This window comes from Bacillus cereus group sp. BfR-BA-01331, assembly GCF_022663915.1.
Taxonomy (GTDB): domain Bacteria; phylum Bacillota; class Bacilli; order Bacillales; family Bacillaceae_G; genus Bacillus_A; species Bacillus_A mycoides.
The window spans coordinates 1-17,178 of record NZ_JAKUGJ010000002.1; the positions used below are offsets into that span (position 1 = coordinate 1).

Here is a 17,178-nt window from a genome sequence, read left to right on the forward strand (position 1 = left end):
AAAAAATAGTAGTGCGAACCAATGCCTTGGCCTGCACTACTAATCTTAGTATGTTTTCTTTTTTCAACTGTTCAATTGCTATAGGATAAGCCGGGTTCTTATCGACTGTTATAACACGTGGCTTTGAAACATGAAAAGACCGCAAAGCTTTCTTGAAAAAGCGCTTTGCAGCCTTATGATTTCTTGTTTTGCTTAGGAAAAAATCGATTGTTTTTCCTTTCGAATCAACAGCACGATACAGGTACATCCATTGACCTTTTACTTTAATATATGTTTCATCGACTTTCCAAGAGTCATTTGTTTGTTTGAGGTAACGTCGGTTCCGTTTGTCCAATTCAGGACCATACTGATGAACCCAACGCATAATCGTTGTATGAGAAATGGATAAACCCCGTTCCTCCATCATTTCTACCAAATCACGAAGGCTTAAATTGTACCACAGGTACCAACGTACAGTTAACAAAATAATATCAGGTTGATAGTGCTTCCATTTGAACAAATTTTTCTTTTCCATACCAATCACACACCTTTTTAGAGTAGTAGTATCAGTATGTCCAAGACTTAGAGATTACTTGCAATTGCCTTGAAGTTTTTGCACCAGAACCAAATATTGTCTATACATGAAGCGGATAAGCTTCATGTACAGGCAATATTACATATTAATACTTTAGGAAGTTATAAAATAAAGAGGTGGCTTTTAAATGTATAATGAGTCATTATATTATCCTTATATAAATTATAATCAATACTTCGATCGTCAATTCCCTGGTCTTCAAATTCCTGGTTTACCAGGAACATCAGGTTTTCCAGGTGGACCAGGTTTTCCAGGTGGACCAGGTTTTCCGGGTGGACCAGGTTTTCCGGGTGGACCAGGTTTTCCGGGTGGACCAGGTTTTCCAGGTGAACAAAGTTCACAAGCTCCAACATCTCCTCCCCCATCATTTATTCCTCAACAATCAACTGCTTCACCATTTGCTGTTGATCCAGGAGCAATTTCATTCTGTTTATTTCGAAATACTTATATATGGCTTAGTAATGGTGAACAGTTTTGGTATTTCCCAATTTTTGTAGGACCAAGGTCTGTTGCTGGTTTTAGATGGAACGGTAGGTTTTGGGTTATTTTTGGAATTGATACGAGAAGGATTATTTCATTTACATGCTTTTAAAAATTGTAGAGTAGCGATAAAGGCTTAATTATATAAACAAAAGAGGTATTAGAATGAAAAACTTTCAATCATTTGAGGGTACAATAACTATGATTAACGATTTTGTAACAGGATCAAATGAAGAAATGGGATGTAATAAGTTAATATCCGTAAATAATGGTTATGGAACTCTAATAAATTTTGTAGTGAAACCAAATACTTATTTTATTGACTATGCAACAGTAGTAATAGGAGATAAAATAAGTGGATTTTATGATGCTAACGCTCCTGTTCCTCTCATTTTCCCACCACAATTTCAAGCAATTGTTATGGCTAAATATACACCGCATCAAAATGTAAAAGTAGACTATTTTAATGAACAGTTGGAGAGTGGTGATGGAAAATTAAAATTAAATATTTCTCCTTCTACTCAAATTTTATTAACAAACGGTCAATTGTTTACAGGGAATCTTGTGAATCGAAATTTAATAGCTATTTACGGTTTTACAACAATGAGTATACCAGCTCAAACTACACCATATAAAATCATTGTTTTGTGTTAAAAGGGATGCAGACCGATGCTCATCAAGCTAACAAAAAGAAACACCCTATTAGCAAAGATGAGATTTCATTTTTAGAAATTGTCTTTGCCTATAAAATTCGGACTTATCTTAATTTCAATGTGAGAACTATTGGATTATCAATGGTTCTCACATTGTTTACATGTATTAAACGAAAGTTTGGTTTCTTCTTAAGACTCAAGCGTATAAACAAGCTTTTACATTAATATGAAGTCCAATCAATTAGTTTAGATTTTGAAAAATAATATTTTAATGAAATCCAATATATAAAACATGGTTATCAAGTCGGAGGAAGACACCTTAGGGCGTTTATTCTTTATTTTCAAAAAGACATGCTAAAAGAAAACGAATTTTGCAACAGAATGCTCTGAATCATCTTTTTCACTTAACTTAGTGTCCAATTTAGTGTCGCATCTCCAATTGCTGCGTAATTTTTCTGTCTAACTTTTCGGGTTCAGTTCATTATATTTTCTACTTTATCTTTATATACAACATATTCTTTCCCATCCACTACTGCTACCACCGCAAATTCATCTTTTGGATTGAATGACAGCCAATCAGCCCACATATTTGTATTTGGCCCTCCACCCCACATATTATGAACCGTTTTTTTAGTTAAATTCATAACTTTATAAGACGCATATACATTTGATCCAGTCTTTATTTCAAATGTATATGCGTTATGAATTTTTTTACAAAAGTAGAAAACGCTGGATGGACGAAGCTGATTCATAAAATCCTGTTCTTTTTTCTCTGCAATTTTTATCCCTTCTTGTAATGTGACAACATCTGTTCGTAATGTTTTCCAACTGTCTTTCGCTGCATTCAAGTTAGGGGTTAAGAATTTATATCTATTTTGATCCGCTTTATCAATATGTCCCAGTACGCCCGAATATTGAGAGTCTAAATCATCCCATTGCGTGGACATATAAGTAAGAGAAGTAATAGCATTATCAATCGCACTATGCATATCACTAATATTATGAAACGCAACTCCTACTACACGATTTAATGTTATCTTATAATCTACATTCTGACGTAATTTTGCTAATTCCGGCTCTAGCCAGCCTAACTTACCTCTTGCATCACCTATCATTATCCCACCAGCAATCAATGTGGGAAGAAAGGGGATTTTTACCATGTCTAATCCCTTAGATTCTATGTCTTTCTGATAGTTTACTTGGCCTAAAAGGTCCTCCAGACGCTTTTGATCATCCTCAACCGCAGCTCCTTGGTTTTTTAAAATAGACTGCAAGGTCTCTTTATGGCTCCCAAATACTCTAACATCTTCTCCAATAGCATTTTTAAATTTAGTTAATTCTTCTATTAATACTTTTGCAGACTTTTGATTTTGTTGAATTTCCCCCTGTAAATCTGTAATCCCTTTTTTTAAAGTATCTCCATTCCCAGTATTGATCGCCTCTACTAATGTTTCATAATCATTTTCAAATTTTGTATCGTATTCAATAATACCTGTCAATGTATCTAAAAGCTGTTTTTTTACTTTCGTATTCCATGAAACTGCATGTCCTCTTGCATTCTTTTGATCTTGTACAATTTTACTAGGTAAATCTGCATACCCATTAATAGTAATTCCTTCAAAACTCACATCCGGATTATTAATTAACAAATAAGAATATTCATTCATAGATTTTACAAATAACCCAGCATCTTGCACAGTTTTTTCATCTGTTCTTCATTTGCTGAAAGAGACATATCTCCATTGTTAGTTTGTTCAATTTCATTTGCAAAAGCTGCTACTGGTGTAACTGCATAAGTTGTTGTCATAGTTAAAAATGTCGATACAGCGAGTATTTTATAAGGGATTTTTTTCATCATTTTATACTTCTCCTATATAGGTTTTGATTTTTAATTCTATTCTTCTTTAAAAGCAACGTCTTTCAAATTTTTAAAAAATCTGTAATACAGCACGGTTATCTTGGTATCTGGGTACAAATTTTATAAAGACGAAAGGCGAAGTCTTTAATGAGACTCCGCCTTTTTGATGTATAAGGAATTATTAATTGTTGCATTACTATTTAACAACGTAATCATAGATTCTCTATGTTTTAGGTGAGTTTGCAACAAAACTAATATTTTCTTATTTTTGCGGAGTAACAGGCTCCACTTTTAATTCTTTGATTCCTTCTTTTAAAGTGACCGCATCTGTGTGTAATGTTTTCCAACTGTCTTTCGCTGCATTCAAGTTAGGTTTTAAGAATTTAAATTTATTTTGATCAGCTTTTTGTGATGCAGTTTCAATATGTCCAAGTACTTCCGAATATTGAGAATCTAAATCATGCCATTGCGTGGACATATAAGTAAGGGAATTAATAGCATCATCAAGCGCCTTATGCATTTCACTAATATTATTGTAAGCCACTCCAACTACACGATTTAATGTTACTTTATAATCTACGGTCTGACGTAATTGTGCTAATAAAGGCTCTAACTTACCTAAATTATCTCTTGCAACACCCACTATGATACCGCCGATTATTGGTAGACCCAAAATGGCACCCTTCATTACATTAAACCCATCAGATTCTAATTGTTTATAATAGTTTACTGATCCTAAAACTTCATCTAGACGCTTTTGATCAACCTCAACATCTACACCTTGGTTTTTTAAAATCGACTGCAAGAGATCTTTATTGCTTCCAAATGCTCTAACATCTTGTCCAATAGAGTCTCTTAATTTAGTTAATTCTTCTATTAATTGTTGTGCACACTTTTGATTTTGTTGAATTTCACCTCGTAAATCTGTAATCCCTTCTTTTAAAGTATCTCCATCTCCTGTATTAATCGCATCTACCATTGTGTCATAGTAATTGTCAAATGTTGTATCGTATTCAATAATACCCGTCAATGTATCTAAAAGCTGTTTTTTCACCTTCGTATCCCATGTAACAGCATGTGCCCTTGCATTCTTTTGATCTTGTACAATTCTACCAGGTAAATCCACATATCCATTAATAGTAATTCCTTCAAAGTTCACATCTGGATTTTTAATTAACATATAAGAATAGGCATTCATAGATTTTGCAAATAACCCGGCCTTTTGCAAGGTTTCTTTCATCCTCTCTTCATTTGCTGAAAGAGCCGTATCTCCATTGTTAGTTTGTTCAATTTCACTTGCAAAAGCTGCTACTGGTGAGACTACAGAAGTTGTTGTCATAGTTAAAAGAGCCGATGCAACGATTAGTTTGTACGGGATTTTTTTCATCATTTTATATTCCTCAAATATAGGTTATGATTTTTAAATTCTATTCTTGTTTAAAAGCAATATCTTTCGAAATGAATTCTGCATCTTTATGAATATCATTCCAACTTTGTTTAGCAGCCTTTAAATCATCAGGTATTAACGAGAGTTTATGCTCTTGCATTTGGTCGATATTATCATACAAATCCGTATAATTAGCCCCCATTTTATTCCATTGTTGTTGAATATTCGTTAGAGACAGTATCGCTTGATCCACTGTCTGATACAGAAATGCCAAAGTGTCTTTCGCGTTAGTAAGCGAAATAACAGCTTGGCTAGCGAGATCAGCTTTTGTACTTAATTGTCCGATTTTGTTAGAAATTTCGTTATAGGAGTCCATATGCTTAGATGCCGTGACACCAGCTGCTGTACCGCCAGTCACAACAATCACTACCGCTCTTGCAATAGCGCCAATAACTAAAATGACTGCTCCTAATCCACCGCCAATTGACCATGCTAATACATTGTCAAAATGTTCTTTCTGAGTAGAATGTAGCTTCTCAATTTCAGCTTGAAGTTGTGGAATTAGCGCTTGTTGACCCGCTAATAGTGCCGTTAATCCACCTTTTCCATCTGGGCCGCCTACATTATTTTTAAAATCTGTAGAATTTGTATATAGTTTTGCTTTGAAGTCCTGTAACATCTTAATTACTTCTGTAACCTCTTTTGAATTTGTATTAATTGTAGTGATTAAATCATTTATACCCTCTTTTAAGCTTGCCTTATCTTTCTTTTGTACAGTATCTACTAATGTGTCGTAATAATTTTGAAATTGTTCATCGTAATTTACAATATTACGTGCTGTTTTTTGAATCTTTGGTTTCGCTGTATCTAGCCAATAATTAGCATTGATTCGCGACAGTTCCTGATTAAGGTGAATAGTTTTGATTAATTCTCCTCCTTCTGAACCTAAATCAATATTGGATAGATTTACATTCGGTTGTTTAATCATTGTTTTTGCGTATAAATCCATTACAAGAATATGAGATCCTGTTTCAGCCAATGCTTTCTTCAGTCCTTCAGGCCCTAATGTATAATTCTCTACTTTTTGTTCTTGAGCGGTCTTTTCTTGTGCAAATGCATGAATAGTGTTACCGGTAGTAGCAGTTATAACCGTTGCCAGAGTAGCTAAAGTCAACACTTTAAATGGAATTTTTTTCATAACTATTCTCCTTCTCATTCTTTCGCTAGATTCTTATAATTTTTTTAGATTTCCAAAAACATAATATTAGAATTCATAGACCTGTTCTTCAAGGTAACTTATTACATTTTTTAATTGTCTTAATGTATCTTTTTGAGACTGCTGGTTAGTTGTATCAACATTAGTAGATAATTTTGTAATGCTATTTTTTATTAGACCCAAATCTTCCTTATAGCGCTTTAGTAGGTCAAGTTCTACATCTACTTGATATGCAAATGTATGTAAATCATTTTGCATAATAAGTAACATTGATTTTTGTAAATCTGCTATTTTTAGGTTCTTAGTTAAATCATAAAATTTTTGGTTTTGTGTCTCTAAATCTGCTAAATGTGTTCGCTGTTCTGCTGTTAGTTTATTTACTTCAGCGAAAGCACTATATGTTTTCTTAATTTTTTCAGGGTCAATAACTTTCGTAAGGTCATACTCTTTTGTTTTTGCAACTGCAGCTGCAGCTATTTCAGCTTGTTTGCTTTTCTCAATTGCTTCACGGGCTTCTTTTTTGGTAGCTTCAATCTCTAGAGCAGATTTACCCTTTTCTTTCGCTTCTTGCTCTGCTTTTTTCTCTGCTACTAAAATAGAGTTGTTAATTTCTTTGCCTTTGTTATACGCTGCTACTGCTGTTTGAGCAGCAGGTTCAATGATATCTTTTGAAAGGTTATAGACTTCTTTGAATATAACAAACCCTTGTTCATTTAAAGCTCCTGGTAATAATGCTATTTGTTGTAAATCATTTTGAATTGATTTTTGGGTATTTTGTAATTCATTTTTTAGCTGATCTATTTTCCCTGTTCCATCTGAACTTAGTACACCCTGTGCTTTTGTAACATCCATATCGAGATCTTGAAGTTTTTTATCCAGCTGTAATTTAAGATCTGTTAATTCATTAATCTGTCTTTGTACGTTTTCTTGGTTCGTCATAGTCATATCTTGAAGAACCTCAAGTCTATCCAAAAACCCTTCTTTATCTTCTTTATTGTCTACAAACTCTTTTAATGCTGGGTAATAGTTATTAAATTTAGTTACAAACCCTTTACTTTTTTAATTTACTAGAATTAAATGTGGATAAAGTTCTGATGACCATTCCTTCATATCTTGCTTGATTAGGGATTGATTTGTATTTAAAGCTGGGACTTCTGCCAGCTGTACATTAGGGCTCATTAAACCTTGATCAATATATGTTTGGATTAATTTAGATTGTGCACCTAATTTTCGTAATGATGAGGAAATATCCATGCTTTCCTGTTGAGTTTCTGCATGAACGATTGGTATTGCGAGAGTATTGATAGGAATAGTCGCCCCAGTTACAATTGATGTTATAAAAAATCCTGAAATTATTTTATTTTTCATTCCGTACGCCCCTTTACTATTGTCTATTTACAATCTTATACATACATCTTGAACGACCTAACGCTAGGCTCTTTTTGTCACATGCTCTAGGAAGGAGAAATCTTTCGGATAGAGTGTTAAACCTCGTTATTATTTACTTCTCATAGAAAGTAAGGATGTTACTTTATGATAATTTTAATATTAAGTTTTTGGGATTTAATAATAAAATTTCATCACCTATATTTGAATTAACTGCCCAATGAAAAGTAAAATATTTATTTTTCTCTTGAGTTGCTGCTGGATTTACAGGAGTCCAGATAGATAGACTCATTGATTCTACTGCTACCCCTGCCATGACCTTTTTGATAATAATTTCATAATATCTCTCCTAGTTTTGTCGACAGGGTCCTACAAGATTACAAAAGATGAATTTATACTGTACATTGCTTATACTTTTATTACGGAATAAAATCATTTTTGCTATGTAGAAACTTAAAACACTTTTTTCAAATGTTATACTTTCGAGATTATAGATCTTTTTAGAAGTGACGCAACATTAAGAAAATTAACTTTAACATAATGTTACTTGCAACTTTACTGCACATTTATTAGTGCAATCTTCTCTCCCCTTGAGTGGTCATACCATTTACACCTTTATTAAAACATTAAATTTTTAATACGTAACTAGTAGAATTTTGTCGATTATATTCGATAATTTAACTATTAAGTATTAACACAAACGAAAATGTTATACTTATAAAATGATTTTTTAATTTCATTTAAGTAATTATAGCAGTTACAACTTGATATACTTAGTTAAAAGGAGTCATTTTTAATATATATAAAATAGTTAATATAATTTGAATTTTGTTTAATATAATTTAATCACACTCTGCATATCGATCCCCTTTATTTAGATATGCATCATTACATATTTCTCCATAGATAAAAACAACAAATAAACAATAAACACAAGACGAATAAACAACAAATAAAAAACAAATAAGCAACAAATAACAACAAATCCAAAAATCTGAGAACAGTACAGTAATAACTTCTACATTCATTTTCCCGAAAGGATTATCACCATTTATTAACCTAAGTGGTTTATATAAACACAATGTAGAAGAAATGAGTCAGTTCAGCAAATTTTTACCGAAACTTTTTGAAGAAAATTTGTAAGGCAAGTTAACAGCTTTACTTTTAATAAGTGATTAACAAGAAAACAAATCGGTCCCCAACATTTTAGATATGTCTAAAATGTTGGGGGCCTTTCAATATCAAATCAATCACTTTCCACTTTGCTTCTTCCTGGTAATGTACTCTTCCCTTCAAATGAAAAACACCGCCGTTGAATTGACATACTTAGTATGCGAATTCAGGAGGTGTTTTTTTCATGTACCACTATTCGGGTTCACTTCATTAAAATGGTATATTTTCTAGTCAATTATTATTTTCTATCCTTTATTTCCTCTTCAATACTTGCCACAAATATATCCAGCGAAACAACTTCCGACTTCTCTTCCCCATATTTTCGTACATTTATAGATTCGCTTTCCATTTCCTTATCACCAACAACAAGAACATACGGTACTTTTTGCATTTGCGCTTCTCTTATTTTATATCCTAACTTTTCATCTCGCATATCTCGTTCAACCCGAATTCCAGCTTGTGCCAATTTGTCTGCAACCTCATCTGCGTATTGTACATGCACTGCTTTTGAAACTGGAATTACTTTCACTTGAGCTGGTGCTACCCATGCCGGGAACGCGCCTCCAAAGTGCTCAATTAATATCGCTAAGAATCGGTCTAACGAGCCTAAAACTGCCCTGTGAATGACAACTGGTCTTCTCTTTTCATTCTTCTCATCTATATAATTTAAATCGAATTTCTCTGGCATTTGGAAATCGAGCTGGATTGTTCCGCACTGATGACTTCTATTTAAAGCATCTTTAATATGGAAATCAATTTTCGGTCCATAAAATGCGCCGTCACCTTCATTTAGTCTATATTTATAATTCAATGAATGTAATACATTTTCTAATGCCGCTTCTGCTTGCTCCCACAATTTATCATCACCCATTGAATCTTCTGGACGAGTAGAAAGCTCTACTTCATACTGAAATCCAAAAGTTTTATATACGTAATCAATTTGCGCCATTACTGATTTAATTTCATCTTCAATTTGTTCTGGAGTTACAAATAAATGAGCATCATCTTGGCAGAAAGTACGAACTCTTAATAATCCGTTTAAAGCGCCACTAAATTCATGTCGATGCACTTGACCGAACTCACACATACGAATCGGTAACTCACGATAAGAATGTAATTTATTTTTAAACATAAGCATATGGCCTGGGCAATTCATCGGTTTTAACGCAAAACTTTTATGATCTACTTCTGAGAAATACATATTGTCTTTGTAATGTCCCCAGTGTCCTGATTTCTCCCATAATTCTTGATTCATCATAAATGGAGTACGCACTTCTTGATAATTGTACTCATTTTGAATTTCTCTTAAAAATGCTTCTAATTCATTGCGAATAATCTGTCCTTTTGGCAAGTAAAAGGGCATTCCCGGAGCCTCTTCCGAAAACATAAACAATTCAAGTTCACTACCTAATTTCCGATGATTTCTCTTCGCAGCCTCTTCAACAAAATGCAAATAATTTTCTAATTCTCTTTGTGAAGCAAATGCAACGCCATATATACGCTGAAGCACTTGATTGTTACTATCGCCTCGCCAATATGCACCAGAAACATGAGTTAATTGAAATGCTTTCAAATAACCAGTAGATGGCAAATGTGGTCCTCTACATAAATCTACAAATTCACCTTGTTTATAAAGTGTTACACTCTCATCATTAGGAATTGCTTCTAAAAGCTCTAATTTCAAACTATCATTCATTTCTTGAAACAGTTTTTTTGCTTCTTCTCGAGAGATTTCAACTCGTTCTATCTTTACATTTTCATTTATAATATTTTTCATTTCTTTTTCGATTTCCGGTAAATCTTCAACATTTACACTACTTGCAAGATCCATATCATAATAAAATCCATTTTCAATAACTGGCCCTACTCCAAGCTTCACATCACCATAAATTCTTTTCACAGCTTGCGCTAATATATGTGCCGCAGAGTGTCTTGCAATTTTTACCCCTTCATCTGAATCCATAGTAATGATTTCTACTTTCGCACTTTCTTCAATGTTTCGTCGTAAATCAAAAGACTGCTCATTAACTTTTCCTGCGACTGCTTTCTTTTTTAAACTACTACTAATCAAACCAGCAATTTCTTCCAAAGTAATACCTTTCACAAATTCTTTAACGCTACCATCTGGAAATTTAATTTCAATCATCTGTTCTTTCATTTTTCATCTCTCCATTTCATAATAAAAAGCACACTCATCCCTAAAATAGGGACGAGTGTGCTTTTACCCGTGGTTCCACCCAGATTCCCATCGCAAACATGCAATGGCTTCTTTTACGGTAACGTCGTTTACACGGCACTAGATACTTGATTTCCCCAGTGCAGCTCTAAGGTGGTAAGTTATTTTTCTGCGTTAGGAAGTTCTCAGCTTTTCTTCCTTCTCTGTATAACCGTTTAAAATAACTCGTGTCCTTTTCTTCGCTTATTATGAAATTAAATATAAAAAAGCATATTCATCCCTAGTAAATAGGGACGAATATGCTTATATTCGTGGTTCCACCCAGATTCCCATCACAAAAAACATAATGGCTTCTTTTGCGGGTAACGTCGCTTACACGGCACTAGATACTTGATTTCCCCAGTGCAGCTCTAAGGTGGTAAGTTATTTTTCTGCGTTAGGAAGTTCTCAGCTTTTCTTCCTTCTCTGTATAACCGTTTAAAATAACTCGTGTCCTTTTCTTTGCTTTTGTAAAAAATCCATTTATTGTTATTTAATATATCCTATTCATTTTATTTTTACAAGTGTTAAAAATATATTTTTTATTCAAAAAAAGAAACCAAAAACATTTTTGGTTTCCCCTTCTCTTTTTTACCAATCTTGTGGTTCGTAATTTAAGTCTGAAAATAGGCGTTTTTTCTCTTTTTTCGATAAATCTCTCCACTGTCCAACCGGTAAATTATTCAATTCAATATTCATAATTCTCGTACGTTTTAACGTATATACTTGATAACCTAGAGCTTCACACATACGACGAATTTGACGATTTAGCCCCTGTGTTAAAATAATTTCAAACTCATATTTTGATAACTGTGTTACTTCACAAGGAAGTGTTTTTGTATCTAAAATTTTAACACCTGCTGCCATTTTTTCTAAAAACTCCGGTGTAATCGGCTTATCTACTGAAACGATATATTCTTTCTCATGTTTGTTTTCAGCACGTAAAATCTCATTAACGATATCGCCATCATTCGTTAACAAAATTAAACCGTCTGAGTCTTTGTCGAGACGTCCGATGTGATTAATTCGTAAAGGATGATTCACTAAATCGATAATGTTACCTTTTACGGCTTTTTCACTTGTACATGTAATACCTACTGGTTTATTTAAAGCGATATACACATGGTCTCGAGCAATACGAAGTTGCTCTCCATTTACTCGTACGTCATCACCTGGATTTACTTGGTCACCAATTTTTGCAACCTTACCGTTAATAATTACTTTTCTCTCGTTAATTAACTTATCTGCTCCACGTCGAGACGCTTTTCCAGCTTCACTAATAAATTTATTGATACGCAAGTTAGGCACATCCTTTTCATAAAAAATTTCAAGCTCACACTGCTTCTACCGTACAATACAAAAGGGTAAGCCTCCTATTATAACTTAAATATATTAACATGAAAGGGTATATGACGTCTTCACTTAATTACATGTTTACAAGAAAATAAGTGGTCCTCTTTTCCTTTTCACCTCAAACTGTTTAGCAGTCAATAGATTAACCCTTGAATATAACATCATTTATTTACTTTTTTCATAGATAATATACCGATATAAGTTTGATTAATAATGCCTAAATAACTCACAATATGTGAAAAGCAAAAAGAATCCTTTTGAAAATATTCAAAATGGATCCTTCTTCAGCTAAAATAATACTAGTTTTTATACAAAAGTGTTCAATAATTATAATCTTTGATAGAAAACATCGTTCAACAAACAAAATAATCTCGAACTCCCTAATTTTTTACGCTTCAATATTTTCTTCACATACTCCAAAAAGAAGCCCTTGATTATCTATACAATAAGCAAAGTAGCCCATATTAGGAATAGCAGTTTTAGGTACAACTACTTGTCCACCATTTTCAATAACTTTATTTATGTACTCATCAACTGAAGATACTTCAATAGAATTAGTCGTCCTAGTAGCACCATCAGGGGATTTCATTAATCCACCATCGATACCGGGTCTATCACTCTCACCTGTAATTATGAACCAATATTCATGTGGCCCAGGCATTTTTTCAAACTTCCATCCAAAACTATTTGTATAAAATTGAATAGCTTCTTGAGGGTTTGGGACTTGCAATTCAAATCTTAAAACTCTACTCATTTAAATATCTCCCCTCTTATTCTTGTACAAAGTAATTATACAAGAACTAATGTTCTGTATCATTTTTTTCGAAACTAGCTACTTTAATAAGTTCTAACTTTATTTAGAAGCGGCAACAGACCATTCTTCCTTCCGAATAACTTTCTTTCCATTTATATTTTCAACATACTCATTTACATTTGCCAACTGATATAACTCTGGGAAAATTTCTTTCATATAACGTCCATGTACTATTTCATCTTGCCAATAAGTTAATACTACGTAACGATTTTCATTCTTTAAAGACTTCCCTACAACTCCACCTAATATCCCTTTTGCATTTTCCATTCCTTTATTCCAAATTGTTTCTTGCGTATGTAAAAAATTCTTTTCTTTTCCTTCTTTCACATCGCAAATTGCAACTCTTACAAATGACCCTTGTGCAATTACGTCTTTCAAAGGAGTTTCTGTTATATCATACAACGTTTGAAATAGTTCAATTTCACATGAAAGAAACGTATCTTTTTGATTACTATTTAAATAAATTGTATCGTGAGCCTCATTCATAAACGATTGATATGCATTTCGATCTTCCCATAAAGTATACACACAGGCTTCAGCTTCATTCCACCCACCAAATTGTCCATAGAATCCGTCTAAATACTGTAAATCACGCCATTTTTCTTGCGCATCAGAAAACAATTCCCTTTTCTCTTCTTCCACCTTACAAAATATTGTTTTTAATAGCATTTCTACTCCCCCTTATGATAAGACCCATTTCCCTCTTGTAATAATTTGTTTACATAATAAAATTATGTAAACAAATTATATCTGCTGTTATACTCCATACACAAATAACCATTTTTAGTCACTCTAAATCTATCAAACCACCAAATTGATTTTATTTCAAATAATTCGGAATTTAAAGGGGGTATAATCCTATACAGATTACATCTCACTCTTAACTCATTTACTATTTCAAAATAAAAAATGATTGCATTTCACTAATTGTATCTCTATAATGTTTTTATTGATTCTATACACAATCAATGCGTTTAAGTTTTTAATTTTATAATTCGGATGAACCATTCAGGAGAAGGTCTATTGATCTACCGACGGGGCAAAAAGTTGCTGAACCAACTTTGAAACTCTCAGGTCTTGTTTACAAGTAGAACTGCATGGGGACGAATCTCTGGAGAGACTCCCTCTCGCTTAATATAGCGCGGAGGAAAACGAGCACCGAAGGAGCAAATCCGCTAATCTAGCGGATAATCTCTCAGGTAAAAGGACAGAGACAAGCGAAAGAAAATGCCGATTTGTATCGGTTTATTTTTCTATCCCTTGTTTCTCCAGAGACCATTTCATTTCCTTGAAGTGGTTTTTATTTTTTCTAAAAAAGGAGAATACAGATGGAGACAGTAAGTAAAGTATTAGAACAAATTAATCAGTATGTGTGGGGGTTACCAACTTTGTTGCTACTCGTTGGAACTGGTATCATTCTCACAGTGCGCTTAAAAGGTTTACAGTTTAGTAAACTAATATACGCTCACAAACTAGCTTTTAAAAAATCAGAGGATACATCATCTTCTGGAGATATTAGTCACTTCCAAGCACTGATGACAGCTATGGCTGCAACGATTGGTATGGGAAATATAGCAGGTGTCGCAACTGCTGTGACAATCGGTGGACCCGGCGCAATCTTTTGGATGTGGATTACTGCTTTATTTGGAATGGCAACAAAGTATGCCGAAGCAATCCTTGCGGTGAAATACCGTGTTAGTAATGAAAATGGTGAATACTCCGGTGGACCAATGTATTATTTAGAACGTGGTTTAGGGAAAAAATGGCTGGCTGTTTTATTCGCTATATTCGGCACAGCTGCTTCTTTCGGTATCGGTAATATGGTTCAATCTAATTCAGTTGCAGAGGCAATGCGAATCAATTTTGCTTTCCCTCCTGCATTAACTGGTATACTCATGTCATTCTTAATCGCCATCGTTATTTTGGGCGGTGTAAAAAAGATTGGTAGAGTTACTGGATATATCGTTCCTATTAAAGCATTCTTTTATATAATCACTGGCCTTATTATTATTTTCTATCACTTTGATCAAATTCCAGAAGCATTTTCACTTATTTTTTCTGGTGCATTTCAAGGTACTGCAGCTGCTGGTGGTTTTATCGGAGCAACAGTTGCATCTGCAATTCAAATCGGAATGGCACGTGGTGTATTTGCTAACGAGGCTGGTTTAGGAAGTGCTCCTATTGCTGCGGCTGCTGCCAAAACAGATTCACCTGCAAAACAAGCTTTAGTTTCTATGACTGGTACTTTTCTAGATACATTTATTGTATGTACAATTACGGGGCTAGTATTAATTACTACAGGCGCATGGAAATCAGGTAAAACTGGTGTTGAAGCTACAACATTAGCATTCCAATCCGTATTCGGTACTGCTGGTAGTATGATTCTTGGTATCGCCATTATATTATTCGCCTACTCTACTATTTTAGGTTGGTCGTATTACGGAGAGAAGTGTGTTGCTTATTTATTCGGGCAAGGTGCTGTACGATATTATAAAGCAATCTTTATCGTTATGATTGCAATAGGTGCTAATTTAAAGCTAGGTGTCGTATGGACATTTGCCGATATTGCGAATGGACTTATGGCGATTCCAAACTTAATTGGTCTAATTGGATTAAGTGGTGTAGTTGTCGCTGAAACGAATCGCTTTTTACAAGCAGAGAAATTGAAAGAAAGTCATAAAAAACAGGCAAGTTAATCACTAAAAAAAGGAATGGCTCATTTATAATAAGCCATTCCTTTTTTCTCTATTTCAATTCCTTTCCCTCCTGAACCATATGTAAATAAAGTACAAAATCCATCATTGTAGATGAATAACCAAGTTGACGGATCATTGCTGTTATATTCCCTCTATGATATGTACCATGATTTACGACATGTTGCACTAACTCTAAAATGGAAGTGTCTAATGCACCTGCATATGGGTTCTCAATAACAAATACAGTATTTACGTCTTGTATTCTACTTAAAAATTCTTTATATTGATTTGCCATGTTTTCAAACATTTTTTCTAATTCATGTAACGATTTAGTTTCGATTTGTTTTCGTAATTTTTCTCGGTCTTGTATTACTTCACTCATACTTTTACCACGCAATATGTGTAACCACACTTGATCTGTAATATAAATATGTACAAAAGTATCCTTAATTGATGGGAATACACTCTGTATCTGTTCATTAAAAATTGTCTCATAGTTTGGTAACTCTTTTAGTCGGTTGAATAATCGTGTATTAGCCCAAGCATGGTAATCAAACTGTTTTAACATGTAATCTTTCAATCTAAATCGCCTCCTTATTGTATGAAACGAATGTTTTGCTTCTTCATTTCCGATTCTCTATCAGCTTTTACAATCCCTTTTTCATTCATTTCATGTTTATTTATAGTTTTATATTTTACATACGTATGAAATTCCGTTTTAAATGGAAACGATGTTATTTGAATTGTTTCTTCATCCACCCATTCAGCTTGAATAGGCTTCTCCCCCTTACTATTAAACATTTCTGTTCCTTCAAAACCCTCTTTAAATAAATCAATTTCATCTTTCTTTTTTACACCAGGTTTATTCATACATACATATAAAGAAAGTTCATCACAAAACTTTAATAATCTATAATGTTTATCAAACATCGCATATTGTTCTTTTGTTAGCGTTTTCAAAATTCTTTTTTGTCGTTCCAATTCATGTTTATAAAAAGACATCATCTCTTCATCTTCCTCATTTAATGAAAATGATAAAAAGTGCTTACTACAAAGTAGCGCCCCGTATGGATTTGACTCTTCAATTGCATTCAAACCAATCGTATAAAAAACAAAGCGTAATGAACTTGGACAATCCATAAATGTATATGGAATATTTTTAGCATCATTCAAAATTGGTACTTTATCAAGCTCTATCCATCCTCTATCATGCTCATATATAGCATCAATTGTCTCTTTTAAGTATATTTTATCTTCAAAAAAATCTTCTATTATATGTCTTGCAATTTCACCAGCTAAAAAACCATGATCATGTTGACGAATTAATATACTTTCTTTCTCATTCTTTTCACGAAAAATCATCCGTATATTCC

13 protein-coding genes, 3 pseudogenes, 1 riboswitch and 2 other annotated features are annotated in these 17,178 nt (G+C 33.4%); of the genes and pseudogenes, 4 read left to right on the plus strand and 12 right to left on the minus strand.

Translation table 11 applies throughout. From position 1 onward, the window contains the following. Positions 1-514, minus strand: a 514-nt coding sequence (locus MR155_RS04240; protein WP_242308301.1) for an IS6 family transposase, incomplete at its 3' end; no start/stop codon positions are given. 187 nt (positions 515-701) lie between these two features. On the opposite strand from MR155_RS04240, the gene MR155_RS04245 reads away from it, so the two are divergent. After that, complete coding sequence (locus MR155_RS04245; RefSeq protein WP_242308303.1) at positions 702-1,166, plus strand: collagen-like protein; 465 nt, start codon at positions 702-704, stop codon at positions 1,164-1,166. Between the two features lie 53 nt (positions 1,167-1,219). Then, positions 1,220-1,708 carry a hypothetical protein gene (locus MR155_RS04250; RefSeq protein WP_219302224.1) on the plus strand — a complete coding sequence of 163 codons (489 nt, stop codon included), beginning with the start codon at positions 1,220-1,222 and terminating at the stop codon, positions 1,706-1,708. 472 nt (positions 1,709-2,180) lie between these two features. On the opposite strand, the pseudogene hblB reads toward MR155_RS04250, so the two are convergent. The 5 genes and pseudogenes from hblB to MR155_RS04275 form a co-directional block, all read right to left on the minus strand. Then, positions 2,181-3,565, minus strand: a pseudogene (gene hblB / locus MR155_RS04255) (hemolysin BL regulatory component HblB). A 262-nt stretch (positions 3,566-3,827) separates the two neighbouring features. Beyond that, positions 3,828-4,955, minus strand: coding sequence for a hemolysin BL binding component B (gene hblA, locus MR155_RS04260; RefSeq protein ID WP_219302223.1), 1,128 nt, complete (start codon positions 4,953-4,955; stop codon positions 3,828-3,830). 37 nt (positions 4,956-4,992) lie between these two features. Then, the gene (gene hblD, locus MR155_RS04265; RefSeq protein WP_219302222.1) at positions 4,993-6,150 is read right to left on the minus strand and encodes a hemolysin BL lytic component L1; all 1,158 of its coding nucleotides are present in this window, start codon (positions 6,148-6,150) and stop codon (positions 4,993-4,995) included. Between the two features lie 66 nt (positions 6,151-6,216). Then, positions 6,217-7,536 (minus strand): annotated as a pseudogene (gene hblC / locus MR155_RS04270) (hemolysin BL lytic component L2). Positions 7,537-7,699: 163 nt separating this feature from the next. Continuing rightward, entirely contained in the window at positions 7,700-7,870 is a 171-nt protein-coding gene (locus MR155_RS04275; protein ID WP_242308305.1) for a hypothetical protein, read from the minus strand. Positions 7,871-8,535: 665 nt separating this feature from the next. Here MR155_RS04275 and MR155_RS04280 point away from each other — a divergent pair. Beyond that, a pseudogene (locus MR155_RS04280) lies at positions 8,536-8,697 on the plus strand (DAPG hydrolase family protein); the annotation flags it as partial. A gap of 268 nt (positions 8,698-8,965) precedes the next feature. Here the strand turns inward: MR155_RS04280 and thrS are convergent. From thrS to MR155_RS04305, 4 genes are all read right to left on the minus strand, one after another. Beyond that, positions 8,966-10,885, minus strand: coding sequence for a threonine--tRNA ligase (thrS, locus tag MR155_RS04285; protein ID WP_242308324.1), 1,920 nt, complete (start codon positions 10,883-10,885; stop codon positions 8,966-8,968). A gap of 44 nt (positions 10,886-10,929) precedes the next feature. After that, positions 10,930-11,152: a binding site (T-box leader), on the minus strand. Between the two features lie 37 nt (positions 11,153-11,189). Further along, positions 11,190-11,414: a binding site (T-box leader), on the minus strand. Between the two features lie 119 nt (positions 11,415-11,533). Further along, positions 11,534-12,241 carry a pseudouridine synthase gene (locus tag MR155_RS04290; protein WP_002141694.1) on the minus strand — a complete coding sequence of 236 codons (708 nt, stop codon included), beginning with the start codon at positions 12,239-12,241 and terminating at the stop codon, positions 11,534-11,536. A 442-nt stretch (positions 12,242-12,683) separates the two neighbouring features. Next, complete coding sequence (locus tag MR155_RS04300; protein WP_219302219.1) at positions 12,684-13,049, minus strand: VOC family protein; 366 nt, start codon at positions 13,047-13,049, stop codon at positions 12,684-12,686. Between the two features lie 99 nt (positions 13,050-13,148). Beyond that, the gene (locus tag MR155_RS04305) at positions 13,149-13,778 is read right to left on the minus strand and encodes a YdbC family protein (protein ID WP_242308326.1); all 630 of its coding nucleotides are present in this window, start codon (positions 13,776-13,778) and stop codon (positions 13,149-13,151) included. Between the two features lie 432 nt (positions 13,779-14,210). Continuing rightward, positions 14,211-14,330: riboswitch (glycine riboswitch) on the plus strand. A 107-nt stretch (positions 14,331-14,437) separates the two neighbouring features. Here MR155_RS04305 and MR155_RS04310 point away from each other — a divergent pair. Further along, complete coding sequence (locus MR155_RS04310) at positions 14,438-15,805, plus strand: alanine/glycine:cation symporter family protein (RefSeq protein WP_242308336.1); 1,368 nt, start codon at positions 14,438-14,440, stop codon at positions 15,803-15,805. Positions 15,806-15,854: 49 nt separating this feature from the next. On the opposite strand, the gene MR155_RS04315 is transcribed toward MR155_RS04310, so the two are convergent. Together MR155_RS04315 and MR155_RS04320 are read right to left on the minus strand one after the other, a co-directional pair. After that, positions 15,855-16,385, minus strand: coding sequence for a DinB family protein (locus tag MR155_RS04315; protein ID WP_242308338.1), 531 nt, complete (start codon positions 16,383-16,385; stop codon positions 15,855-15,857). A gap of 14 nt (positions 16,386-16,399) precedes the next feature. Continuing rightward, entirely contained in the window at positions 16,400-17,167 is a 768-nt protein-coding gene (locus MR155_RS04320) for a DUF3891 family protein (protein WP_242308340.1), read from the minus strand. Positions 17,168-17,178 lie beyond the last annotated feature (11 nt).